We start from the raw sequence: 24,505 nt of genomic DNA, 5'->3' as shown, positions 1-24,505 counted from the left end.
TCAGGGAGAAAGGGCACCAACGTCGGGCGAACTCGCAGCTCACAAGACCTCGAACACAAACGTCTTCACCAGTGCATCCGGCTCGGCGATGGCGTAGCAGCGGAACCACGGGCTTTGCTCTGCCAGGCGCCATTTACCCGCCCGCTCCAGTTCGTCGAACACCGCCTGGAAGCCGCCGCTTTCAAAGACCTGGTCGCGTACAGTGAAGATGGCGTGGCCACCCTTTTTGGTGATGCGCACCAGATCGTGCAGGCCGGACGCCGGAGCGTGGCTGATGGTGAACACACCCGTCGAGAAGAAGGCCCGGAAATGACCGTCCGGCCATGGCAGCGGTCCACCCAGCATCGCCTGTTTCAGCTCGCCATAGGCGTTGCGGCTGCCGGCGATCCTGAGCATGTCATCCGACAGGTCGAGCCCGGCAATGTCACGATAGCCAAGCGCCTTCAGCGACGGCCCAGACAGGCCGGTGCCGCAGCCGGCATCGAGCAGCGGCCCTTCATCGGGCGGGACATAGCGCGCCACCCAGGCAATGATCAGGAAGGGGAGCAGATAACCGAGCGAGGCGGTCTCGCTGTCATAGGTCGCGGCCCATGCGGCATAAGCTTGCGCCAGCGATTCCGGCGTGTCGGCGCCATAGACGGAATCCAGCGCCGCATTGGCTTTGTCGACGATCATGAGACCTCCCCAAACCAGTATGTCGACAGGATCGTAACCCTGTCTGCGTCCAAAGACTATTCCTCGTGCTGGCGGCGCAAGCGCCGCTCCAGCGCCCTCAGCGCCAGCGACAGGCCGACAGTCAGGATGAGATAGATATAGGCTGTTATCGAATAGGTCTCGAAGAAGCGGAACGAGCCGGCGGCATAGACCTTGCCCATCTGGGTGATGTCGGCGACGCCGAGCACCGAGACCAGCGAGGAATCCTTGACCAGGGCGACGAAATCATTGCCGAGCGGCGGCAATATGGTGCGGATCGCCTGCGGAAACACGATCAGCCGGAAGCGCTGCGCGCGGCTCAGGCCGAGCGCCTTGGCCGCTTCGATCTGGCCTTTCTCGACCGACTGGATGCCGGCCCGGAAAACCTCGGAGATGAAGGCCGAATAGCCGATGGTCAACGCCATGATGGCGCGCCACAGCAGCGAGACGTCGCGCACAAGAAGCTCGCCGAGATAGCCGGCGCTTTGCAGCGGCGCGGTCAGCGCGTTCCAGGCCGCGACGAAGCCCGGCGCGCCGGCAAAGGCGATCCAGAACAGCAGCACCAGGATCGGCACGCCACGGATGATCTCGACATAGAAGCGGGCGATCTGGCGCAGCCAGGGCGACGCGGACAGGCCCATCAGCGCGATGCCGAGGCCGATGATCGACGCCAGGGCGAAAGCGACCACGGTGACGAAGACAGTGATGCCGATGCCCTTGGCGACGGTGGCGAAGACCTGGGCGTAGAGATCGCTGGCCGCGATGAACAAAGCCGCCGCTAGGGCAAGGGCGGCGGCAACGGCAAGCCACCAGGGGAATTCGGCTTTGTTGGAGGAGGACGAAGGCGCCATCAGGCGTGGCCGCCGAGGCGGGCATCGCGAAGGCAGGGTGCCAAGCCGGCCGGGCGCGGACCTAGCGCGAGTTGTGCATCACCCCACGAATGCGCCAAGACGAGTTCACTGCCCCATCTTGTAGTCAAGGAACCACTTCTTGTTCAGAGCGTCGAACGTCCCGTCCGCCTTGAGCGCCGCGATCGCGGCGTTGACCGGCTTCACCAGATCGGATCCCTTCGGGAAGATGAAGCCGAAATCCTCGGTGCCGAGCGGCCCGCCGATGAGCTTCAGCTTGCCCTCCGACGCATCGACATAACCCTTGCCGGCGGTGCCGTCGGTCAGCACGACATCGACGTCGCCGGACTTCAGCGCCTGCACGGTGGCGCCAAAGGTCTCGAAAAGCTTGATGCGCGGGTTCTGCTCATTGCCGTCGAGCACGCTGTAGACGGCGGTGTAGAAGGGTGTGGTGCCGGCCTGCGCGCCGATCAGCCCGTCCTTGAAGGCACCGAACGTCTTGGCGTCGGTGAATCGACTCTCGTCGCCGCGCACCAGCATGAACTGCTCCGAGCGCATATAGGGATCGGAGAAATCGACCTTCTCCTTGCGGTCGTCCTTGATGGTGATGCCGGTCATGCCGATGTTGTACTGGTTGTCGGAAACGGCCTGGATCATCGCGTCCCAGGAGGTGTTCTGGTACTCGACCTTGAAGTTGAGCCGCTTGGCGATCTCGTTCATCGCGTCATACTCCCAGCCGATCTGTTTGCCGGTCTTGGCGTCGATGAACTGCAGCGGCGGATAGGCGTTTTCGGTCACCACCACCACCTTCCTGCCGCCGAGATCGGGCAGCGCCTGGGCGAAAGCGGCGACAGGCGCCAGGACGAGGGCAAGCAGGCCGGCCAGCAGCAGTTTCGACTTGGTCATGACACACTCCCGAAAATTCAAAGCGCCCGGATGGGCTTACAGGAAATCCGGCGCCGACTTTAGCTTTCCGCAAACGCCATGCAAGACGGTCCGCTGCGTCAGCGCGCGTGAAAGGGGATTCCAATGCCCTCAATTCAGGGATTTCGGGATGATCTGCTTATCTCGAGCCAGGGACCGGCGCTTCCGCTGATCGATCACCGGTCGCAGTGTTGCGCAGACCGGCGACAAGATGGGTGAGTGTTGCGTGCAGGGCTTTCATTTCACCAGGCTCCAGCGGCACGCTGCAGGCGAGTGCGGCGGACACATCCTTCATGTGAGCACGCAGCGCCTGGCCCTTGGCCGTCGGTTCGACGAACACCCGGCGCTCGTCGGCGGCATCGCGCCGGCGGGTGACGAGCCCACCCGCCTCCATCCGCTTGAGCAGCGGCGTCAGCGTCGCCGAATCCAGGCCCAGCGCTTCGCCAAGCGCGCCAATGGTGCTCGGCGCGTGCTCCCACAGCGCCAGCATCACCAGATATTGCGGATAGGTCAGACCAAGCGGCTCGAGCAGTGGCCGATAAACCTTGGTCATCAGCCCGCTCGCCGAATAGAGCGCGAAGCACAGCTGTTGGTCGAGGCGCGGCACGTGAAACGTCCCGGCGGCCTCCGCCGGGACATCCTTGGCTCTCTTTTCGACTTTTGTCGTCATGCCGCCTTTACCGAAAGCGCTACGTCGACATTGCCCCTGATGGCGTTCGAATAGGGGCAGATCTTGTGTGCCTCCGATACAAGCGCCTCCGCGGCCGCCTGATCAAGGCCTTTCGTCTCCGCCGCGAGCGCGACACCCAGCTTGAAGCCCTCGCCATTGGGCAGCAGGTTGACGGTGGCGGTTATCGCGGCATCCTCGAGCGGCAGCTTCTGTTTGCGCGCGACGAAGCGGATGGCGCTTTCGAAGCAGGCAGCGTAGCCGATGGCGAAAAGCTGCTCGGGATTGGTGGCGCCACCCGGCCCACCAAGCTCCTTGGGCATCGCCAGATCGACCTTGAGCAGACCATCGCTGGTCTCGCCATGGCCGGCGCGGCCACCGGTGACGTGAGCCTGTGCGGTATAAAGTGCCATATCATGTCTCCAATTATCTTGTGCACGATTATTTAGTGCACAAGATAATATGCCGTCAACACCCGAATTCGATTTCCGGGGCCGAAGGCGTTCACAGTCCGGTGAAACGAAAAAGGCGGCCGAAGCCGCCTTTTTGAATGGGATTGCCGAAAATCTTATTCGGCCGGGGTCGCTTCAGCGGCCTTGGCGGCTTCAGCCTCGGCGGCGGCCTTCTTCTCGGCGGCTTCCTTGGCGGCCGTCTCGGCGGCCAGCGCCTGGGCAGCGGCGACCTTCTCGGCCTCGATGCGGGCCTTCTCGGCGTTCAGCGCATCGCGCTCCTCATCGTTGAGCTTGCGGGCGCGCACGCCGGTGTTTTCCGAAATACGGGCCGACTTGCCACGACGATCGCGCAGGTAATAGAGCTTGGCGCGCCGCACCTTGCCGCGACGCACGATCTCGACACCTTCGACCATCGGCGAGTAGACCGGGAACACGCGCTCGACGCCTTCGCCGTAGGAAATCTTGCGGACGGTGAAATTTTCCTGGAAGCCGGAACCGGCGCGGGCGATGACGACGCCCTCGTAGGCCTGGACGCGGGTGCGGGTGCCTTCGGTCACGCGGACCTGGACGCGCACGGTGTCGCCGGGCTGGAATTCGGGGAGCTTGCGCTTGGCTTCGATCTTGGCGGCCTGCTCGGCCTCGAGCTGACGGAGAATATCCATCTCAATAGTCCACTTCTTGTTCTTCCGACAGTCAGAGCGCCCTGCGCTCGCCTTGCAGTTCCATTGACCGCTCGGCTATGTCCTTTGTCTCCGAGACATTTTTGTCTCTAAGACATCGGACAGGGGCGACTACACCGTCATTGTTGACGGGCCCGGCAGATTTTTCTTCCGGTTCGGCGCGCACATACAGCTATTTCGGCGCTTTGTCACGCCCGACAGGAGTCTTTTTTGCCTGCATGGCACCATTGTAATACCCGCCGTGCCGGGTTGCACCCGCCTGCCAAGCTTCCTAAGCCTGGAATATCACAGTCTCCGCGGCGGCATTCCATGTCTGTCTTCGACGCCATTCTGCTTTTCCTGGCGGGCTTCCTGTCCGGCGCCGCCAACGCGGTCGCCGGCGGCGGCACCTTCATCACCTTCGGCGCCATGACATTGGTCGGCGTGCCGCCGATCGTCGCCAACGCCACCTCGTCGGTTACGCAATTTCCAGGCTACATCACCTCGACGCTCGCCTATCGGGACGACATCAGGCATTTCTGGCGCGGCGCCCTGCTGCTCTGCCTCATCTCGGCGATCGGCGCGCTGGCGGGCGCACTGATCCTGCTGGCGCTCGACAACCCCTCGTTTCGCGTCCTGGTGCCGTGGCTGCTGCTGGGCGCAACGGCGCTGTTTGCCGCCGGGCCATGGCTGAGGCCGGCGCCAAAACCCGGCCATGAGGCATCGGTGGGCTCGCTCGCCGGCTCGCTGGCGCAATTCACCACCGCCATCTATGGCGGCTTCTTCGGCGCCGGCATGGGCGTGATGATGCTGGCAACGCTTGGCCTGACGCAGGCCGGCGACTACCACCGGCTGAATGCGCTGAAGAACATGCTGGCGGTGATCATCGCGGCTGTCGCCATCGTCGTCTTCGTCTCGGGTGGCGTCGTCGCCTGGCCGCAGGCAATCGTCATGATCCCCGGCGGTGCGCTGGGCGGCTATGCCGGCGTCTTGATCGCCAAGCGCGTGCCGCAGAACGTGGTGCGCGGCTTCGTCATCGCCGTCGGCCTGTTTCTGGCTTTTTATTATTTCGGCAAGGGCTGATCGCCGAGCAAATCCGGCCGCCGTTCTTTCGTCAGCGCTTCCGACTGCTCACGCCGCCATGCCGCGATCTTCTTGTGATTGCCGGAGATCAGCACTTCGGGAATCTCCCGTCCCTCGAATTCCTGCGGCCTTGTGTAGTGCGGATGTTCGAGCAGGCCGTTCTCGAAACTTTCTTCCTCGCCCGACACCGCATTGCCCATCACGCCGGGCAACAGTCGCACCACAGCGTCGAGCAGAACGAGCGCTGCCGGCTCGCCGCCGGAGAGGATGAAATCGCCGATCGAAACTTCCTCTAATCCTCGCGCCTCTATCAGCCGCTGGTCGACGCCCTCGAAGCGGCCGCACAGGATGACGGCGCCCGGCCCGGCGGCGAGCTCGCGTACGCGCAACTGCGTCAGCGGCTTGCCGCGCGGGCTCATCAGCAGGCGCGGACGCAAATCGCCTCCCGGCGAGGCGTGGTCGATCGCCCTGGCCAAGACATCGGCGCGCATCACCATGCCGGCACCGCCGCCGGCCGGCGTGTCGTCGACGGTGCGGTGCTTGTCGGTGGCGAAGTCGCGGATCTGTATGGCTTCCAGCGACCATGTGCCCGCCTCGAGCGCGCGGCCCGCCAGCGACAGGCCGAGCGCGCCCGGAAACATCTCGGGATAGAGCGTCAGCACCGAAGCCTTGAATGTCACCGGTTGCCCCCGGCGTCGCGCGGTCCGCGCGGCCTGCCCTTGGGGTCGAAGTCTTCCTCGCGCGGCGCTTCGCCATCCTCGTCCTCGACCAGCCCGGCTGCTGCCGGATCGACGCGGACGAAGCCATCGGCGATCGACACCTGCGGCACGGCGGCCTGCGTGAACGGGATCAGCACGCCCTTGCGGCCGGAAAGCGTCACGTCGAGAATGTCGCCGCCCCCGAAATTGTGCACCGCGATCACCTTGCCGAGCGCGGCACCCGTATCGTCCCGGACTTCCAGCCCGATCAGGTCGGCATGATAGAACTCGTCCTCCTCGCCATCGTCGGGCAACATCGAGCGGTCGACGAACAGCTCCGTGCCGGCGAGCGCCTCGGCCGCGTTGCGGTCGCTGATGCCCTTGAAGCGCACCACGACGACGGTGTTGGCCGGCCTTATGTCTGTTATCTGGAAGGCACGGCCATCCCTGGCATAGAGCGGGCCATAATCGGCCAGCGCCATCGGCTCGCCGGTGAAGGTTTTCACCCTGAGCTCGCCCTTGATGCCGTGGGCGGCGCCGATAACGGCCATCTGGACGGGGTTTTGCGGCTTGCTCATCGCGAAATATCCTTTGGCCTGCTCTAGCCCCAGCCCGGCGTCATTTCAATGATCGCCCGCTGTCATTTCAATGACCGGCTCTTCACCGCTTCCTAACCCGAATACTCGAAAATGCCGCCATGCAGGAATTCCTTATCCCGGCCAAACCCGATCTCCAGGCAGCGCGTGAAAGCTGGCTGAAGATGCTCGCGCGTGAACGTCGTCTGTCACCCGAGACAGTGGAAGCCTATGAGCGCGACACGCGCCAGTTCCTGCATTTCCTTACTGGCCATTGCGGCGGCTCGCCCGGCATTTCCGATATCGCCAATCTGCGCCCGGCCGATCTGCGTGGCTTCCTCGCCGCCCGGCGCAACGATGGCGCCGGCGCCCGCACGCTCGGCCGGGGTCTCGCCGGCATCCGTTCGCTGCTGCGGTTCCTGGAACGGCGCGGTCTCGCCAATGCGGCGGGTGCCGCCGCGCTACGCGCGCCTCGCCAGCCCAAGTCGCTGCCCAAACCGCTGACCGCAAGCGACGCCAAACAGGTTGTGTCCATTGAAGGTCAACTGGCGGAAGAGCCATGGATCGCTGCCCGCAATGCAGCCGTGCTGACGTTGCTCTACGGCTCGGGCTTGCGTATCTCGGAAGCGCTCGGCCTAGCCGGTGCCGATCTGGCCTCGGAGGCCGACACCGTGCTGCGCGTCACCGGCAAGGGCGGCAAGACGCGGCTGGTGCCGGTGCTGCCGGTGGCGCTCCGGGCAGTCGCCGAATACCGCCGGCTCTGCCCCCATCATCTCGACCCGAAAGGCCTGTTGTTTCGCGGCGCGCGCGGCGGCCCGCTCAACCCGGCCATCATCCAGCGCGACATGGCGAAACTGCGCTCGGCGCTCAACCTGCCCGACACCGCGACGCCGCACGCGCTGCGCCACTCCTTCGCCACGCATCTGCTTGGCAGGGGCGGCGATTTGCGCACCATCCAGGAACTGCTCGGCCATGCCAGCCTGTCGACGACGCAGATCTACACCGGCGTCGACACGGCGAGGCTGCTCGAAATCTACGAATCGGCGCATCCAAGGGCGTGACCTCTTCAATTTCGACCTGCCAATTAACCGTTTTGCCGCTTTTCATCCTTAGAAGAAGGGCATGAAACGTATCATTGCCATCGCTGACCGTGCAGCTTCCATGTCGCTGAAGCTGCTTGTCGCGCTCAACGTGCTGTTTTTCCTGTCCTTCCTTGCCGTGCTGTTGTTCGCGGCCGGCAGGGCGCATGCGGAAATCCCGACCTGCACCGGCGCCGACATGGTCTCGGCCCTGCAGAAGAGCAGCCCTGCCACCTACAGCAAGATCGAGGCGGAAGCCGCCGCGACGCTCAATGGCAAGGGCCTGTTGTGGAAGCTGGAAAAACCAGGCGAACAGCCATCCTACCTGTTCGGCACCATGCACATGACCGACCCGCGCGTCACCACGCTGCCGCCGAACGCGCAGAAAGCCTTTGACGCCGCCGGCACCCTCATCATCGAAACCACCGACGTGCTCGACAAGCAGAAGATGATGACGGCGATACTCAAGGAGCCGGACCTGATGATGTTCACCGACTCCACGACGCTGTCGTCCTTGCTGTCGCCGGACGAAGCGGCGGCCATGAATGCCGCGCTCGATGCGCGCGGCATTCCGCCGGCAACGGTCGCCAAGATGAAGCCGTGGATGCTTTCGGCCATGATGGCGCTTCCGGCCTGCGAACTCGCCCGCCAGTCCGGCGGCGCCCCGGTGCTCGACGTCAAGCTGGCCGAGGGCGCCAAGGCCGCCGGCAAGCCGGTGGAAGGGTTGGAAACGGCCGAGAGCCAGCTGCGCGCCATGGCCTCGCTGCCGCTCGCCTTTCACATGAAGGGCCTCGTCGACACGCTGAAGCTCGGCGACAAGGTCAACGACATCAACGAGACCATGATCCTGCTCTACCAGCGCGGCGAAACCGGCATGTTCTGGCCGCTGTTCCGCGCCGCCATGCCCGAAGAGCAGAACGACGCGGCCGGCTATGCGGCCTTCGAGGAAACCATGATCACCAGCCGCAACAAGGTGATGATCGATCACGCCGAGCCGATCCTGGCCAAGGGCAACGCCTTCATGGCGGTCGGCGCGCTGCACCTTCCTGGTCCGCAGGGACTGGTCGAGGATTTCCGCAAAGCCGGCTATACTGTCACCGCCGTCAATTGAGTCGGACGGCAGCGGGGGGTCCTAACGCCGCGTTTTCGGCGCTTTCCTTCCCTAGCGTGAAACCCATTCAACGGTTGCGCGTTGATGGCTGTTGATTGATCATTTTCATCCACGGAGGACACTTTTATGGCGAATCCATCGAACGACACTCCCAGGCCAAGCGGCGGGGGCGGCAGCCCCTGGCTGATTGCGCTGGTCGTCGTTATCCTGGCGATTGTCGCGTATTACGTTTTCGGCAGAAGCGGCGAGCATCCGGCACCCGCCGAGCCGCCGGCGGCGAGCACACCGGCTCCGGCACCCGCGCCGGCTGAACCGATGAAGCCAGCCGAACCTGCGCCCGCTCCGGCACCCGCTCCGGCTCCGGCACCCGCGCCTGCTCCGGCACCAGCGCCTGCACCCGCCCCGGCGCCTGCTCCGGCCAACTGATCGGCTCGATACCAGATACGAACGGCCCGCTGAAAAGCGGGCCGTTTTGTTTTGAGCGATGACCGTCGTTTCGCCCGGTCGTCATCCTCGGGCTTGACCCGAGGATCCATGCCGCGACCTCGACCAGGTCGCCGCGGAGCAGAATTCATGGCCGTTGGGGGCTCTGAAGTCACGGCATGGATCCTATGGTCTACGCCGCGTCGCTCCGTTCCTTGCTCCGCCACAGGATGACGAAGCATTGGGTGCCCCCTAGATATGGATCGGCTTGAAGAAGGTGGCCAACGCCGCTTCCTTCACCGCTTCCGACATCGTCGGATGCGCATGGCAGGTGCGGGCAAGATCCTCCGATGAGCCGCCGAACTCCATCAGCACCGCCGCCTCGTGGATCATCTCGCCGGCACCGAAGCCGACGATATGCACGCCGAGCACGCGGTCGCTGGCCTTGTCGGCGAGGATCTTCACGAAGCCGTCGGTGTGCAGCATGGCGCGTGCCCGGCCATTGGCGCTGAACGGGAATTTGCCGACCTTGTAGTCGATGCCGGCCTTCTTCAGTTCTTCCTCGGTCTTGCCGACCGAGGCGATTTCAGGGCTGGTGTAGACGACGCTCGGAATGACCTCATAGTTCACATGGCCAGCCTGGCCGGCAATGGTTTCGGCCACCGCCACGCCCTCGTCCTCGGCCTTGTGCGCCAGCATCGGCCCGGCGATGACATCGCCGATGGCATAGATACCGGGCACGTTGGTCTTGAGATGCCCGTCGGTCTTGACCCGGCCACGCTCGTCGACCTCGACGCCCGCTTCCTTCAGCCCGAGACTGTCCGAAAAGGCGCGGCGGCCGGTGGCGATCAGCACGACGTCGGCAGCGATGGTCTCGGTGGGGCCGCCCTTCACCGGCTCGAAGGTGACGGTCGCACCCTTCTTGGCCTTGGCGACGCCGGTGACCTTGGCGCCGAGCTTGAACTCGAAGCCTTGCTTGGAGAGCAGCCGCTGGAACTGCTTGGAGACCTCGCCGTCCATGCCGCCGAGGATCGTGTCGAGGAACTCGACCACGGTGACCTTGGCGCCGAGCCGCGCCCACACCGAGCCGAGCTCGAGCCCGATGACGCCGCCGCCGACCACCACCAGATGGCCGGGAACCTTGTCCAGCGACAGCGCGCCCGTCGACGACACGATCACCTTCTCGTCGAAATCGACCTTGACGCCGGGAATGCCGGCGACGTCCGAACCGGTGGCGATGACGATGTTCCCGGTCTCGATCTCCTCGACCTTGCCGTCCTCGCCAGTCACCGACACCTTGCCGGCCGCGACCACCTTGCCGGTGCCGCGAAAGCTGTCGATCTTGTTCTTCTTGAACAGGAAGGCGACGCCGTTGACGTTGGACGACACAGTCGCATCCTTGTGCGCCATCATCTTCTTGAGGTTGAGCTTGGGTGCCGCGATCTCGACACCGAGCGTGTCGAAGGAATGGCCGGCCTCGGCGAACATTTCGGAGGCATAAAGCAGCGCCTTGGACGGGATGCAGCCGATGTTGAGGCAGGTGCCGCCGAAGGTGGCGTTCTTCTCGACCACCGCGACCTTCAGCCCAAGCTGCGCCGCCTTGATGGCGCAGACATAGCCGCCGGGTCCCGATCCGATGATAACGACGTCATAAGCCATGTTTGTTTCCCTTTGCTTGGCGCTCAGCGGCCGCCGCTGACATTCAGGATCGCGCCTGTCGTATAGGATGCGGCGTCGGATAGAAGATAGAGAACAGCAGCGGCGACTTCATCGGCGGTGCCGGCTCTTTTCATCGGCAGCGTGTCCTGGATCAGCGCCACCCGGTCCGGCTGTCCGCCGGAGGCGTGGATGTCGGTGTCGATGATGCCCGGTCGCACCGCGTTGACGCGGATGCCTTCCAGCGCCACCTCGCGGGCGAGCCCGACGGTGAACGTGTCGATGGCGCCCTTGGAGGCGGCATAGTCGACATAATTGTCCGGCGCGCCCAGCACCGCCGCGACCGACGAGATATTGACGATCGCTCCGCCCTTGCCGCCATGACGGGTCGACATGCGCTTGACCGCCTCGCGGGCGCAGAGGATGGAACCGACGACATTGATGCGCATCATGCGTTCGAGCCGTGCCGCGCTCATCTCGTCGACGCGCGCCTTGGCGTCGACGATGCCCGCATTGTTGACGAAAACATCGAGCCGCCCATAAATGCGGTCCACCGCGTCGAAGATGGCCAGGATATCGGCCTCGCTGCCGACATCGCCCTTGACCGAGAAAGCGTCGCCGCCGGCGGCCTTGATGTCGCCGACCAGCGCATCGGCGGCAACCTGGTTCGAGGCATAGTTGACCGCCAGGCGATAACCGGCCTTGGCCCCTAGCCGGCAGACGGCGGCGCCGATGCCGCGACTGCCGCCGGTGACCAGCAGCACCTTTTGCGCCTCCCTCATTCCTGGCATCCCTTCAGCGTGAACACATCCGACGGCACTTTCGAAAATCCGCTGCCGCCATAGGCGGTGGACTGATGCAGCATCGGACCGAGATCCGGCAGGATCAGCGTCTTCGGTGCCTCGACGCCTTCCGCCGGCAACAGCCCGATGCTGCCCTTGTCGTCAGACGTATAGATGACGCCGTGCCAGGGGGTACAGGCGGCGAGTTCATCGCCGGTGGTGTCGCCTTCCGGGCATTTGTACATCAGCGCGCCGTTCGGCCTGGAAACACCTTCGTTCCACATGACGATGCCGTTCAGCACCACATTGTTGTCGAGGATCATGCGGAATGTATTGGTGACGGTGGCCGAGGTGCCGGTTGGCGTGAAGTCTATTTCGCTACCGCTTTGAGGGTCGCCGTAGACGGCTAGTTCGATGGGGCAGGCAGCATGCGCGTTGGCCGCCGCCAGCGCCGTGCCGCCCACGATGGTCGAGATCAAAACGCTCCTTGGAGTCGTCATCCTGCTGCGCAGATCCCTTCCTCCGGCTTGCAGTGCAAACTCCGGATCAGCACCAATCCTAGAGATCGAGCACCAGCCGTTCCGGATCTTCGAGGCTTTCCTTGACGCGCACCAGGAAGGTCACGGCTTCCTTGCCGTCGACGATGCGGTGATCGTAGCTCAGCGCCAGGTACATCATCGGCCGGATGACGATCTGGCCGCCGACCACGACAGGCCGGTCCTGGATCTTGTGCATGCCCAGAATGCCCGACTGCGGCGCATTGAGGATCGGCGTCGACATCAGCGAGCCATAGACGCCGCCATTGGAGATGGTGAAGGTGCCGCCCTGCATGTCGGCGACCGACAGCTTGCCGTCGCGCGCGGCGATGCCCAGCCGGCCGATTTCCTTCTCGATTTCGGCGATGGACATCTGGTCGGCATCGCGCACGACCGGCACGACGAGGCCCTTCTCGGTACCGACAGCGACGCCGACATGGGCAAAATTCTTGTAGATGATGTCGGTGCCGTCGATCTCGGCATTGACCGCCGGGATTTCCTTCAGCGCGTGGGTGACGGCCTTGGTGAAGAAGCCCATGAAGCCGAGCTTCACGCCGTGCTTCTTCTCGAACACGTCCTTGTACTTGGTCCGCAGCGCCATCACCGCCGACATGTCGACCTCGTTGAAGGTGGTGAGCATGGCGGCGGTCGACTGCGCTTCCTTGAGCCGCCGCGCGATGGTCTGGCGCAATTTGGTCATGCGCACGCGCTCTTCGCGCGAGGCATCGTCGCCCGCGGATGGCGCACGCACCGCGATCGGCGCCGGCGCCGCCTTTGGCGTCTCGGCCGGCTGTGACGGCGCGCCCTTGGAGACGGCGTCGAGCACATCGCCCTTCAGCACCTGGCCACGCTTGCCCGAGCCGGAAAGCTGGTCGACCGACAGATTGTTCTCGGCGATCAGTTTTGCGGCGGCCGGCGCCGGCGGCATCGAGCGCGGCTCGACCGCGCCGGCATCGCCGGCGATCTTGGCGGTCTCGGCCGCGGCCTGCTTGGTGGTCGACGCCGCATCCGGCGACGAGGCCTGAGACACCGCCTGCGACTTGGTCGCGGGTGCGGCGGCGGCGCCACCGGCCGAGATCGACCCCAGAAGCGCGCCGACGCCAACCGTTTCACCTTCCTTGACCGCGATCTCCGAAAGGATGCCCGCGGCCGCGGCCGGAACCTCCACCGTCACCTTGTCGGTTTCGAGCTCGACCAGCGGTTCGTCGACGGCAATGGCATCGCCGACCTTCTTGAACCATTTGCCGATGGTCGCCTCGGTGACGGATTCGCCGAGAGTGGGAACGCGGATTTCGGTAGCCATTGTGCCTGTCCGTTCTTGTCGGTTCTGTTCTTTATCTTGCCCAATTCTGCTCTATTCGCCGAGCGCGTCTTCGAGCAAGGCGGCGAGCTGGGCTAGGTGCTTGGACATCAAGCCGGTCGCTGGCGACGCGGCTGCCGGGCGGCCGGTGTAGCGAACCCGCTGATGCTTGGCGTCGATATGCGCCAGCACCCATTCCAGGTACGGGTCGATGAACGACCAGGCGCCCATGTTCTTGGGCTCCTCCTGGCACCACACCATCTCGGCGTTGCGGAAACGCGACAGTTCGGTGATCAGCGCCTTGGCCGGGAACGGATAGAGCTGTTCGACGCGCAGCAAATAGATGTCGTTGATGCCGCGCTTCTCGCGCTCCTCGTAGAGGTCGTAATAGACCTTGCCCGAGCACAGCACGACGCGGCGGATCTTCGAATCCTTGGTCAGCTTGATCGCCTGGTTGGGCAACAGCTGGGCGTCGTCCCACAACAGCCGGTGGAACGAGCTCTCGCCTGAGATTTCCGGCAGCGTCGACACCGCCCGCTTGTGGCGCAGCAGCGACTTCGGCGTCATCAGGATCAGCGGCTTGCGGAAGTCGCGCTTCAGCTGCCGGCGCAAGATGTGGAAGTAGTTGGCCGGCGTGGTGCAGTTGGCCACTTGCATATTGTCTTCGGCGCAAAGCTGCAGGAAGCGCTCCAGCCTTGCCGAGGAGTGTTCCGGACCCTGGCCTTCATAGCCATGCGGCAGCAGGCAGACGAGGCCCGACATTCTGAGCCACTTGCGCTCGCCCGACGAGATGAACTGGTCGAACACCACCTGGGCGCCGTTGGCGAAGTCGCCGAACTGCGCTTCCCACAAGGTCAGCGCCTTCGGCTCGGCCAGGCTGTAGCCATATTCGAAGCCCAGCACCGCCTCTTCCGACAGCATCGAGTTGATGACTTCGTAGCCGGCCTGCGCCGCCGACAGATTGTTGAGCGGGATGTAGCGGGTCTCGTCGCGCTGGTCGTAGAGCACGGAATGGCGCTGCGAGAAGGTGCCGCGCTCGGAATCCTGCCCCGACAAGCGGATCGGATTGCCGTCGAGCAGGATGGCGCCGAAAGCCAGCGCCTCGGCCGTCGACCAGTCGATGCCTTCGCCGGACTCGATCGCCTCGCGGCGGTTTTCGAGGAAGCGGATGATGGTCTTGTGCGCCTCGAAGCCCTTCGGCACCTCGGTCAGCTTCTTGCCGATTTCCTTCAGCGTCTTGACCGGCACGGCGGTCTTGCCGCGCCTTTGTTCGTCCTGGTTGTCGGCCGTGCGCAGGCCGGACCAGGCGCCATCCAGCCAGTCGGCCTTGTTGGGCTTGTAGTGCTGGCCGACTTCCCACTCGGATTCCAGATGCGCGCGCCAGTCGGCCTTCATCTGGTCGAGCTCGGCCTGGGTGAGGTGGCCCTCGGCGATCAGCCGGTCGCCATAGATCTGCACCGTCGTCTTGTGGGTGCGGATGTTGCGGTACATGATCGGCTGGGTGAAGGCCGGTTCGTCGCCCTCATTGTGGCCGAAGCGGCGGTAGCAGAACATGTCCACGACCACCGGCTTGTGGAACTTCATGCGGAATTCGATCGCCACCTTGGTGGCGTGGACCACGGCTTCGGGGTCGTCGCCATTGACGTGGAAGATCGGCGCCTCGATCATCTTGGCGACGTCGGACGGATAGGGCGACGAGCGCGAGAAGCGCGGATTGGTGGTGAAGCCGATCTGGTTGTTGATGATGAAATGCAGCGTGCCGGCGACGCGGTGGCCGCGCAGGCCCGACAGGCCGAGGATTTCGGCGATCACGCCCTGGCCGGCGAAGGCGGCGTCGCCATGCAGGAGCAGCGGCAGCACCTTGGCGCGCTCCTCCAGCGGCACGATCTCCTCGCGGCCGCGGCCGAACAGGTAATCCTGCTTGGCGCGCGCCTTGCCCATCACCACCGGGTCGACGATTTCCAGATGGGACGGGTTGGCCGTCAGCGACAGGTGGACCTTGTTGCCGTCGAACTCACGGTCCGACGAGGCGCCGAGATGGTACTTCACGTCGCCCGAGCCTTCCACCTCGTCAGGTGCGGCCGAGCCGCCCTTGAACTCATGGAAGATGGCGCGGTGAGGCTTCGCCATCACCTGGCTGAGCACGTTCAGGCGGCCGCGATGGGCCATGCCGAGCACGATCTCCTTCATGCCGAGCTGGCCGCCGCGCTTGACGATCTGCTCCAGCGCCGGGATCAGCGCTTCGCCGCCGTCGAGGCCGAAGCGCTTGGTGCCCTTGTACTTGACGTCGATGAACTGCTCGAAGCCTTCCGCCTCGACCAGCTTCTGCAGGATCGCCTTCTTGCCGGTGGTGGTGAAGGAGATTTCCTTGTCGGCGCCCTCGATGCGTGCCTGGATCCAGGCCTTCTCCTCGGGGTCCGAGATGTGCATGAATTCGACGCCCAGCGTCGAGCAATAGGTGCGGGTCAGGATCTCCAGCATCTGCCGGATGGTGCCGAATTCGAGCCCCAGCACATTGTCGAGGAAGATCGGCCGGTCGTAGTCGGCTTCGGTGAAGCCGTAATTCTCGGGCGACAATTCATTGTAGTCCTCGAGCGGCTTGGCGATGCCGAGCGGATCGAGATTGGCGTGCAGATGGCCGCGCATGCGGTAGGCGCGGATCATCATGATGGCGCGCACCGAATCGCGCGTCGCCTGGTGCACGTCGGCGTCGGAAAGAACGACACCGTTGGTGACCGCCTTGTCCTTGACCTTCTTTTCCAGATGCTTCTCGACAATGCCCCAATTGCCGTCGAGCGCCGACACCAGCTCGCCATTGGCCTGCAGCGGCCAGGAGGGCTTGGCCCAGGAGGCGCCCTTGGCGTTCTTGCGTACATCGCCGGCATCGTCCTTCAGGCCAGCGAAGAACTCCTGCCATTCGGGATTGACCGAGGCGGGATCGTCCTCGTAGGCGGCATAGAGCGCGTCGATGTAATCGGCGTTGCCGCCATAAAGGAATGAGGTGAGCGAAAATTGGTCGTTGGCCTGATCTTGTCTTGCCATGTCGTTTCAGCGGAGCAGCGCTCCGTCTCCTTACGTTTGCGGCAGGGCCGCGATAGTGGGCGGTTCACCCGCCCTTCTTGTCCCCTCAAAAGCCAACGAACCGTCGTTGGCCCTCATTCCACAACCGGCGCCAGATTCAGCCCTTGATGGCTTCAACCAGCGTCGTGCCAAGCCGCGCCGGTGACGGCGAGACCTTGATGCCGGCCGATTCCATTGCCGCGATCTTGTCCTCGGCGCCACCTTTGCCGCCGGAGATGACCGCGCCCGCATGGCCCATGGTACGGCCTGCCGGCGCCGTCCGCCCGGCGATGAAGCCGGCCATCGGCTTCTTGCGGCCACGCTTGGCTTCGTCCTTGAGGAACTGCGCGGCGTCTTCCTCGGCCGAACCGCCGATCTCGCCGATCATGATGATCGACTTGGTCTCGTCGTCGGCGAGGAACATCTCGAGCACGTCGATGAACTCGGTGCCCTTGACGGGATCGCCGCCAATGCCGACGGCGGTGGTCTGGCCGAGGCCGACATTGGTGGTCTGGAACACGGCCTCATAGGTAAGTGTTCCCGAGCGCGAAACAACGCCGACCGAACCCTTGCGGAAGATGTTTCCGGGCATGATGCCGATCTTGCATTCGTCAGGGGTAAGCACGCCCGGGCAGTTCGGTCCGATCAGCCTCGAGGTCGAGCGGTCGAGCCGCGCCTTGACCTTGACCATGTCCATCACCGGAATGCCCTCGGTGATGCAGATGATCAGCGGGATTTCCGCCTCGATCGCCTCCAGGATCGCTGCGCCGGCGCCAGCCGGCGGCACATAGATGACCGAAGCGTTGGCGCCGGTCTTTTCCTTGCCTTCGGCGACGGTGGCGAAGATCGGCAGGCTTTCGCCCTTCGACCCGGTCCAGGTCTCGCCGCCCTTCTTGGGATGGATGCCACCCACCATCTTGGTGCCGTGATAGGCCAGCGCCTGTTCGGTATGGAACGTGCCGGTCTTGCCGGTCAGGCCCTGCACCAGCACCTTGGTGTTCTTGTCGACGAGAATGGACATCGGAGCCCTTTTCTAAAAACCGTTGATCGAGGAAGGCGAGACGCGCTTGTAGACGCCGCTCACCATGTCTTGCCATGCATCGCTGCCGGCGGGTTTGAAATGCAATCGCATGCGGTAGGTGTCGGCATCGTCAAGAATATACGTCACGCGCGCCGAGCCGCGCGGTGATGACCGCTCCAGATTGAGCTCGCTGCCGTTCCACGTGCCCGTGGCCGGCGAGGTCGGCACGAAGCCCATCGAATCGAACTGGTGCATGGTGACGACGCTGTTCTGCTGGTCGAAGCCGAACACGTTGTGCGAACCGAAGGAAATCGTGCCGTCGCGGCGCTGGCGATAGCGCTGCACCACGAACAGGCCGCCGAACTGTGCCTCCGCCAGCACTTCCGACGTCGCCGGGCCGCCATCGGCCCATTGTGTGTCCGCCACCTCTTCCTCGCCACGCCACGCGCCGACCAGCGCCTGCAGGCGCTGGTGTTCGGCCGAGAGCGAGGAGAAGGAAGCCGCGTTCATCGGTCAGAGCCGCTTCAGGTCGGTGACGGTAAGGTCGCTCTTGGCATTGCCGGTGTTGAGCGTCGTCGCCGGCTCGAACATCAGCACCACGGGCTCCTGGGTCAGCGAACGCGGCCGGTGCTCGACGCCACGCGGCACGACGATGAAATCGCCCTCGCCAAGCTCGACCGGGCCGTCGCGGAAATCGATGGCAATGCGCCCGCGCAGCACGAGGAAGGCTTCGTCCTCATGCTCATGCGCGTGCCAGTCGAAAACCTCGCCGAACTTGGCGACCTTCGCCTGACTGTCGTTCACGTCGCCGGCGATATGCGGATCGAATACCGCGGTGATCTTCGCGTCCGCCGCCTCGACCAGGTTTATCTTGCGCGGAGGCATCCGCTCAGCCCTTCACCGCCGCCACGATCTTCTTGGCCGCGTCGTCGAGATCGTCGGCCGACACCACGTTCAGGCCGCTGTCGTTGATGATCTTCTTGCCGAGCTCGGCATTGGTGCCTTCCAGGCGCACCACCAGCGGAACCTTGAGGCCGACTTCCTTGACCGCGGCGATGACGCCCTCGGCAATGATGTCGCACTTCATGATGCCGCCGAAGATGTTGATCAGGATACCCTTGACCGCCGGGTCCTTGGTGATGATCTTGAACGCCGCCGTCACCTTCTCCTTGGACGCGCCGCCGCCGACGTCGAGGAAGTTGGCGGGTTCGGCGCCATAGAGCTTGATGATGTCCATCGTCGCCATGGCAAGGCCGGCGCCGTTGACCATGCAGCCGATATTGCCGTCGAGCGCGACATAGGCGAGGTCGTATTTCGACGCCTCGATTTCCTTCTCGTCCTCTTCGGTCGTGTCGCGCAGTTCGAGCACGTCCGGGTGGCGGAACAGCGCGTTGTTGTCGAACGACACCTTGGCGTCGAGCACGCGCAGCCGGCCATTCTTCATGACGATCAGCGGGTTGACCTCGAGCAGGCTCATGTCCTTCTCGACAAAGGCCTTGTAGAGGATCGGGAACAGCGTGCCGCCGTCCTTGGCCGCGTCGCCGTCGAGCTTGAGGGCCGCGTTGAGTTTCTTCACACCATCGGCCGTGACGCCCTTTTCAGGGTCGATGGCGACGGTGATGATCTTTTCCGGCGTGTCATGGGCGACCGCCTCGATGTCCATGCCGCCTTCGGTCGAGACGACGAAGGCGATGCGGCCGACCGAACGGTCGACCAGGATCGAAAGATAAAGCTCGCGCTCGATGTCGGCGCCGTCCTCGATATAGAGGCGGTTGACCTGCTTGCCGGCCGGGCCGGTCTGCTTGGTCACCAGCGTGTGGCCGAGCATCTCGCTGGCGTTGGCGACGACTTCGGCGACCGATTTCGCCAACCGCACGCCCCCCTTGGCATCCGGGCCGAGCTCTTTGAATTTGCCCTTGCCGCGGCCACCGGCATGGATCTGGCTCTTCACCACATAGAGCGGACCGGGCAGCGCCTTGGCGGCGGCTTCGGCCTCGCTTGCCTTGAACACCGGCACGCCTTCGGCCACCGGCGCGCCAAAGCTCTTCAGCAGCGCCTTGCCCTGATATTCATGGATGTTCATCGGGAACTATCTCCAGGTCTTTGCCGGGGTTGTTTTTGGCGGGGTTCACTTCGAAGCGAGTTGCGGCGCGATCTTGACGCAGGCCTCGGTCAGGCCCTGCACCGTCGCCACCGAGCTTTCGAACATCTTCTGCTCGGCCTTGTTGAGGTCGATCTCGATGATGCGCTCGACGCCGCCGGCACCGATCACCACGGGCACGCCGACATAGGTACCCTTGACGCCATACTGGCCGGAGAGGTGCGCCGCGCAAGGCAGCACGCGCTTCTTGTCCTTGAGATAGGCTTCGGCCATCTGGATCGCCGAAGCGGCCGGCGCGTAATAGGCCGAGCCGGTCTTGAGCAGGCCGACGATCTCGGCACCGCCGTCACGGGTGCGCTGCACGATCTGGTCGAGCTTTTCCTTCGAGGTCCAGCCCATCTTGACGAGGTCGGGCAGCGGAATACCCGAGACCGTCGAATAGCGGATCATCGGCACCATGGAATCGCCGTGGCCGCCGAGCACGAAGGCGGTGACGTCCTCGACCGAAACCTTGAACTCCTCGGCCAGGAAATAGCGGAAGCGCGCGCTATCGAGCACGCCGGCCATGCCCACGACATGGGTCTTGGGCAGGCCCGAGAACTTCTGCAGGGCCCACACCATGGCATCGAGCGGGTTGGTGATGCAGATGACGAAGGCCTTCGGCGCGTACTTCTTGAGACCGGCGCCGACCTGTTCCATGACCTTGAGATTGATGCCCAGCAGGTCGTCGCGGCTCATGCCCGGCTTGCGCGGCACGCCCGCGGTGACGATGCAGACATCCGCGCCCTCGATGCCGGCATAGTCGTTCACGCCGGTCAACCGGGAGTCAAAACCATCGACCGGCGACGACTGCGCGATATCGAGACCCTTGCCTTGCGGAATGCCCTCGGCAATATCGAACAGCACTACGTCTCCGAGGTCCTTGAGGCCGATCATGTGGGCGAGCGTGCCGCCGATCATACCCGAGCCGATAAGCGCTATCTTGTTGCGTGCCATGTGAGGATGTTTTCCCTTTGTCTGTGACTGCGCCGAAATCTTTGACGACTTGATGACGGTGCCGAGGAAGAGGCCGGAATGCTGCGGAAACCCGCGAGATTTCGCCGCACCCAATAGCCCCGGTACAAGATAAATTCAATCGATTATTTTGGAGTGAGCGTTTTCAATCGGTTAGATGGTTTGGGATTTACGTAAGCGTCAAAGTTTGTAAGCCGACTTGCCTCAGATTACACAATTAGGATGACAATCAGAAGGCTTGAAGAGGCGATGACGCCCTTGTGATGCGGGCCGCCGAGGATGTGAACCTCGGCGGGACAGAGGGGGCGCGAAGGATCGCGGCCTTCTGGAAACCGTCTCCTACGCCTGCGCGCGCGACGCTTCCGGGGCCGCCTTCTCTTTCCGCCGCTCCGCCCAGTCTTCCAGCCAGTCGCGACTCTGCATCTCGATCAGGCGTGACGCGGTGCGCTCGAACTCGAACACCTCGACGCCGCGCTTGGCCACATAGAGCTCTTGCGGCGGCGCCTCGGCGCTCGCCACCAGGCGCACATGGTGGTCGTAGAGCGTGTCGATCAACAGGATGAAGCGCTTGGCCTCGTTGCGCTTGCTCTCCCCCAGAACCGGAACGTGGTCGATGAAGACCGTCGAGAAGCGTCCGGCGATGGCCAGGAAATCGCGCGCGCCGAGGGGTTTTTCGCAGAGGTCGGCGAAGGCAAACCGCGCCGCGTCGCCGGCGGCAGCCGGCACCACGACTTGCCGGCCCTTCAGCGTCAGCGACGTCGCGGCTGTCGGCGCGCCGCGCGTCATCGCCTGCCAGGCCTCGTCGAGCGCGCGGTCGGCTTCCGCGTCGGCCGGCGTGACATAGACCGGCGTCCGGGCGAGCTTTTCCAGCCGGTAATCCTTGTCGCTGTCGAGCGACAGCACCTGCGCGTGCCGTTCCAGAATGCCGATGAACGGCAGGAACAGCTGGCGGTTGAGCCCGTCGCGGTAAAGATCCTCCGGCGCCACGTTCGAGGTGGCGATCAGCACCACGCCATTGGCGAACAGCGCCGAAAACAGCCTGGACAGGATCATCGCGTCGGCGATGTCGGTGACGGAAAACTCGTCGAAGCACAGCACCCAGGCCTGCTCGGCCAGGGCTTTTGCCACGGGTGGGATCGGATCGTCTTCCTTGACGTCGCCATTCTTGCGCGCCTGCCGGTGCTTCTGGATGCGGTCCTGCACGTCGGCCATGAAGTCGTTGAAGTGGACGCGACGCTTGCGCCGGACCGGCAGCAGCTCAAAGAACATGTCCATCAGCATGGTCTTGCCGCGGCCGACACCACCATGGATGTAGAGGCCCTTGACGATCTCACGCGTCTCGCGCTTGCGGGCAAACAGCCAGCCCAGCGCACTGGATTTGTGCGCCAGCCGTTTTGCCGAGATTTCCGATGTCAGCCGGTCGAGCGCGGCGGCGATGCGCTCTTGCGCCGGATCGCGCTCGATCGCGCCGGTTTCCACCAGATGGTCGTAGCGCTGCCTGACGGTCGCATGGGTCTGGAGGCCGTCACGCAGATGCATCGGTCACGTCGTTGTTCAGTCCGGGGAGGACTAGGTGTGTTGAGATTCAGGTCAGGCCGAGCCGAGAATGTCGGCTTTCGAGAAGCCGCCGTCCGCAGGCCGGCATCGCCTGAATATCGGCATATCCAGCTTACCTTGTAAGCGAAATCGGCTGCCCGTTGGAAGTCTGGCCGTCGAATTTCGAGCCGCCCGAGGAATAGAGCCGCGCCAGCGAACCGCCATTCTCATCATAAAGCGTCAGCTGCTTGCCGGCGACATTCCACGACTTGATGCCATCGATCGGCGCCGGGCAGTGCAGCGGCCCGGCGCGGAAGCCGGCGCCGAACTTGGTCTGCGGCGTCGCGATCTTGCAGCTCTGGCCGGAAACGCTGGCGTTCCAGACGCCGGCGACGCTTGCCGCGCTGAGATCCGAGGCACCGGCGGGTGCCGAGCCGTCCGGCGGCAAGGACGCGACCTGCGTATTCGCCGGAGCGGTCGGGAACTGCGACGGGTCGGTGGTGCCGGGCGAGGCTGGCGGCGGCAGCTGGTTGGAGGTCACCTGGCCAGCCGGCGCTGGCTGCAGTGGCGCCGGCTGCTGGTCGTCCATCGACGAGAACCGTGAGGTTGAGCAGCCACTCGCAACGAGCGCCGCCAGCGATACGGCCGCCAGGCCGCTTTTCGAAAAATTCATTCCAACCTCCGTCGGATCCGGCTGGGGGGACGCCGTCCGCGCAATCTCTCACCTCCACCAAGATGGAGAAGGTGGCGAAATTTCAACCCGATATGGTTAAAATAGGGTTTGTAGCAAGATTTGTTGCAAATTTATCGCAATCAGGATGGACCGGCCGGCTTGCTGCCCGGCCTCCGCAATCCCAGCCTGCAAGGCTTGCGCCTTCGCCATTCGGCGCTTGCGCCGACCGACGCAGGACCTATGTCTAGGGACCGAAACGCGGGAGCACACCTTGGCCGCGAGAAAGAAAGCCGCCAACCGCTATTACAGCGGTCCGCCCAGCGACCATTTCGATGGCACCCTGTTCTTCAACCCGGGCGGCCGGATGCCCGGCCGCTTCGTGGATCTGCTGAAATGGCAGTTCAATGGCCAGCGCGCGAAATGGCCCGCGACCAGTGCGAACCCCTTTCCGCAGGCAAGGCCCGCCGGGAAGGTCGAGGGTGCCGAGCTCACGGTGACCATGGTCGGTCACTCCACACTGCTGATCCAGACCGCCGGGCTGAACATACTCACCGATCCGGTCTGGTCGCAACGCGCCTCGCCGTTTTCCTTCGCCGGGCCAAGACGCGTCAATCCGCCGGGCATCGCCTTCGCCGACTTGCCGCCGATCGACCTCGTCCTGGTCAGCCACAATCACTACGACCATCTCGACCTCGCCACGCTGAAGCAGCTCAAGGCCGGCCACGATCCGATGGTGGTCACCTCGCTCGGCAACGATGTCCTCATCGGCGAGGCGGTTCCCGGCATGCGTCTTTCGGCATATGACTGGGGCGGCAGGATCGATCTCGGTGACCGCGTTTTCGTCCACATCGAGCCGGCGCATCACTGGTCGGCACGCGGCGCGCGTGACCGGCGCATGGCACTGTGGGCCGGCTTCGTCATCGAGACGCCGGGCGGCAAGATCTATTTCGCCGGCGACACCGGCTTCCACGACGGCATCAACTACCGGCTGATGGCGACGAAACATGGCGGCTTCCGCTTCGCCATCCTGCCGATCGGCGCCTACGAGCCGCGCTGGTTCATGGCGCCGCAGCACCAGAACCCGGAGGAAGCGGTGCAAGGCATGAAGCTGTGCGATGCCGCCTTCGCCGCCGGCTGCCACTGGGGCACCTTCCAGCTCACCGACGAACCGATGGACGAGCCGGTCCGCAAACTTGCCGAGGCGCTTGACGCCGAGGGCCTGCCGCAGGAACACTTTCGCGCCTTGCGGCCGGGCGAGGTCTGGGACGTGCCCAAGACCGTCGCGCCCTGAACCGGGAGCCGGCTTCGCGGCTCGCGGGAACCTAGGCACGACAGCCGCGTTCTTCATGCGGTTTCAAAATGTGTCGGTTCGCGAGGCATTCCCATGATCAAATGGATCATCATTCTCCTGATCATCGCCGCGGCGGCGAGCCTGCTCGGCATGCCGGCGCTGGCCGGAGCCGCCGCCACAGGCGCGCGCATCCTCATCGGCATCGTTCTCGTCATCTTCCTGCTGGTCGTGCTTGGCATCTTTGCCGTGACCTAATCCCGGCGTCTTCGCCGTGACTGAACACGCCTGCGCACTGGTAATTCCCGCCCGTTTCCGCCATATAG

The 24,505-nt window shown here is 64.2% G+C and carries 25 protein-coding genes; 5 read left to right on the top strand and 20 right to left on the bottom strand.

Going from position 1 to position 24,505, the window contains the following annotated elements; all coding sequences use genetic code 11:
- Positions 1-39 precede the first annotated feature (39 nt).
- The 6 genes from EB231_RS05320 to rplS form a co-directional block, all read right to left on the bottom strand.
- On the bottom strand, positions 40-675 hold the full coding sequence (locus EB231_RS05320; protein ID WP_172347910.1) for a class I SAM-dependent DNA methyltransferase: 636 nt from the start codon (positions 673-675) through the stop codon (positions 40-42).
- Between the two features lie 56 nt (positions 676-731).
- Positions 732-1,544, bottom strand: coding sequence for an amino acid ABC transporter permease (locus EB231_RS05315; RefSeq protein ID WP_172347909.1), 813 nt, complete (start codon positions 1,542-1,544; stop codon positions 732-734).
- 105 nt (positions 1,545-1,649) lie between these two features.
- Positions 1,650-2,447 carry a transporter substrate-binding domain-containing protein gene (locus tag EB231_RS05310; protein WP_172347908.1) on the bottom strand — a complete coding sequence of 266 codons (798 nt, stop codon included), beginning with the start codon at positions 2,445-2,447 and terminating at the stop codon, positions 1,650-1,652.
- Positions 2,448-2,604: 157 nt separating this feature from the next.
- The gene (locus tag EB231_RS05305; RefSeq protein ID WP_172347907.1) at positions 2,605-3,135 is read right to left on the bottom strand and encodes a MarR family winged helix-turn-helix transcriptional regulator; all 531 of its coding nucleotides are present in this window, start codon (positions 3,133-3,135) and stop codon (positions 2,605-2,607) included.
- Positions 3,132-3,545 (bottom strand): organic hydroperoxide resistance protein, encoded by a 414-nt coding sequence (locus EB231_RS05300; protein ID WP_056574646.1) that lies wholly within the window; start codon positions 3,543-3,545, stop codon positions 3,132-3,134. The genes EB231_RS05305 and EB231_RS05300 overlap by 4 nt, the downstream gene beginning before the upstream one ends.
- A 155-nt stretch (positions 3,546-3,700) precedes the next feature.
- Complete coding sequence (gene rplS, locus EB231_RS05295) at positions 3,701-4,246, bottom strand: 50S ribosomal protein L19 (protein ID WP_027042867.1); 546 nt, start codon at positions 4,244-4,246, stop codon at positions 3,701-3,703.
- A gap of 327 nt (positions 4,247-4,573) precedes the next feature.
- On the opposite strand from rplS, the gene EB231_RS05290 reads away from it, so the two are divergent.
- On the top strand, positions 4,574-5,326 hold the full coding sequence (locus EB231_RS05290; RefSeq protein ID WP_172347906.1) for a sulfite exporter TauE/SafE family protein: 753 nt from the start codon (positions 4,574-4,576) through the stop codon (positions 5,324-5,326).
- Here the strand turns inward: EB231_RS05290 and trmD are convergent.
- Both trmD and rimM read right to left on the bottom strand, forming a co-directional pair.
- On the bottom strand, positions 5,308-6,006 hold the full coding sequence (gene trmD / locus EB231_RS05285; RefSeq protein WP_172347905.1) for a tRNA (guanosine(37)-N1)-methyltransferase TrmD: 699 nt from the start codon (positions 6,004-6,006) through the stop codon (positions 5,308-5,310). The two genes, EB231_RS05290 and trmD, sit on opposite strands and share 19 nt — an antisense overlap.
- A complete protein-coding gene (rimM, locus tag EB231_RS05280; RefSeq protein WP_172347904.1) occupies positions 6,003-6,602 on the bottom strand; it encodes a ribosome maturation factor RimM in 600 nt (199 codons plus the stop codon). The genes trmD and rimM overlap by 4 nt, the downstream gene beginning before the upstream one ends.
- Positions 6,603-6,721: 119 nt before the next feature.
- On the opposite strand from rimM, the gene EB231_RS05275 reads away from it, so the two are divergent.
- Together EB231_RS05275 and EB231_RS05270 are read left to right on the top strand one after the other, a co-directional pair.
- On the top strand, positions 6,722-7,660 hold the full coding sequence (locus tag EB231_RS05275; RefSeq protein ID WP_172347903.1) for a tyrosine recombinase XerC: 939 nt from the start codon (positions 6,722-6,724) through the stop codon (positions 7,658-7,660).
- Positions 7,661-7,721: 61 nt separating this feature from the next.
- Positions 7,722-8,789 (top strand): TraB/GumN family protein, encoded by a 1,068-nt coding sequence (locus tag EB231_RS05270; RefSeq protein ID WP_172347902.1) that lies wholly within the window; start codon positions 7,722-7,724, stop codon positions 8,787-8,789.
- Between the two features lie 675 nt (positions 8,790-9,464).
- Here EB231_RS05270 and lpdA read toward each other — a convergent pair.
- The 12 genes from lpdA to EB231_RS05210 all read right to left on the bottom strand — a co-directional run bounded on the left by lpdA (position 9,465) and on the right by EB231_RS05210 (position 22,891).
- On the bottom strand, positions 9,465-10,871 hold the full coding sequence (gene lpdA / locus EB231_RS05265) for a dihydrolipoyl dehydrogenase (protein ID WP_172347901.1): 1,407 nt from the start codon (positions 10,869-10,871) through the stop codon (positions 9,465-9,467).
- 23 nt (positions 10,872-10,894) lie between these two features.
- Positions 10,895-11,650, bottom strand: coding sequence for an SDR family oxidoreductase (locus EB231_RS05260; protein ID WP_172347900.1), 756 nt, complete (start codon positions 11,648-11,650; stop codon positions 10,895-10,897).
- Entirely contained in the window at positions 11,647-12,150 is a 504-nt protein-coding gene (locus EB231_RS05255; RefSeq protein ID WP_172347899.1) for a hypothetical protein, read from the bottom strand. The genes EB231_RS05260 and EB231_RS05255 overlap by 4 nt, the downstream gene beginning before the upstream one ends.
- Before the next feature lie 58 nt (positions 12,151-12,208).
- Complete coding sequence (gene odhB, locus EB231_RS05250) at positions 12,209-13,489, bottom strand: 2-oxoglutarate dehydrogenase complex dihydrolipoyllysine-residue succinyltransferase (protein ID WP_172347898.1); 1,281 nt, start codon at positions 13,487-13,489, stop codon at positions 12,209-12,211.
- 51 nt (positions 13,490-13,540) lie between these two features.
- Positions 13,541-16,528, bottom strand: coding sequence for a 2-oxoglutarate dehydrogenase E1 component (locus EB231_RS05245; protein WP_172347897.1), 2,988 nt, complete (start codon positions 16,526-16,528; stop codon positions 13,541-13,543).
- A 136-nt stretch (positions 16,529-16,664) separates the two neighbouring features.
- Positions 16,665-17,567 (bottom strand): succinate--CoA ligase subunit alpha, encoded by a 903-nt coding sequence (sucD, locus tag EB231_RS05240; protein WP_172347896.1) that lies wholly within the window; start codon positions 17,565-17,567, stop codon positions 16,665-16,667.
- Positions 17,568-17,579: 12 nt separating this feature from the next.
- Positions 17,580-18,077: a DUF1579 family protein gene (locus tag EB231_RS05235; protein ID WP_172347895.1), complete on the bottom strand. Its 498-nt coding sequence runs from the start codon at positions 18,075-18,077 to the stop codon at positions 17,580-17,582.
- A 3-nt stretch (positions 18,078-18,080) separates the two neighbouring features.
- Entirely contained in the window at positions 18,081-18,452 is a 372-nt protein-coding gene (locus tag EB231_RS05230) for a cupin domain-containing protein (RefSeq protein ID WP_172347894.1), read from the bottom strand.
- A gap of 4 nt (positions 18,453-18,456) precedes the next feature.
- Positions 18,457-19,650, bottom strand: a complete 1,194-nt coding sequence (sucC, locus tag EB231_RS05225; protein WP_172347893.1) for an ADP-forming succinate--CoA ligase subunit beta — start codon at positions 19,648-19,650, stop codon at positions 18,457-18,459.
- A gap of 45 nt (positions 19,651-19,695) precedes the next feature.
- Positions 19,696-20,664, bottom strand: coding sequence for a malate dehydrogenase (mdh, locus tag EB231_RS05220; protein WP_056574603.1), 969 nt, complete (start codon positions 20,662-20,664; stop codon positions 19,696-19,698).
- Positions 20,665-21,021: 357 nt separating this feature from the next.
- The gene (zapE, locus tag EB231_RS05215) at positions 21,022-22,221 is read right to left on the bottom strand and encodes a cell division protein ZapE (RefSeq protein ID WP_172347892.1); all 1,200 of its coding nucleotides are present in this window, start codon (positions 22,219-22,221) and stop codon (positions 21,022-21,024) included.
- A gap of 130 nt (positions 22,222-22,351) precedes the next feature.
- Positions 22,352-22,891, bottom strand: a complete 540-nt coding sequence (locus EB231_RS05210; protein WP_172347891.1) for a protease inhibitor Inh/omp19 family protein — start codon at positions 22,889-22,891, stop codon at positions 22,352-22,354.
- Between the two features lie 271 nt (positions 22,892-23,162).
- On the opposite strand from EB231_RS05210, the gene EB231_RS05205 reads away from it, so the two are divergent.
- Both EB231_RS05205 and EB231_RS05200 read left to right on the top strand, forming a co-directional pair.
- Positions 23,163-24,182: an MBL fold metallo-hydrolase gene (locus EB231_RS05205; RefSeq protein ID WP_246740882.1), complete on the top strand. Its 1,020-nt coding sequence runs from the start codon at positions 23,163-23,165 to the stop codon at positions 24,180-24,182.
- Between the two features lie 93 nt (positions 24,183-24,275).
- Positions 24,276-24,437 carry a DUF1328 family protein gene (locus tag EB231_RS05200; protein WP_032932257.1) on the top strand — a complete coding sequence of 54 codons (162 nt, stop codon included), beginning with the start codon at positions 24,276-24,278 and terminating at the stop codon, positions 24,435-24,437.
- The last annotated feature ends 68 nt before the right edge of the window (positions 24,438-24,505 follow it).

Source organism: Mesorhizobium sp. NZP2298 (assembly GCF_013170825.1).
Classification (GTDB): Bacteria; Pseudomonadota; Alphaproteobacteria; order Rhizobiales; family Rhizobiaceae; genus Mesorhizobium.
The sequence above is the reverse complement of the archived record's forward strand: the minus strand, read 5'-3'. Positions and strand labels throughout refer to the sequence as shown.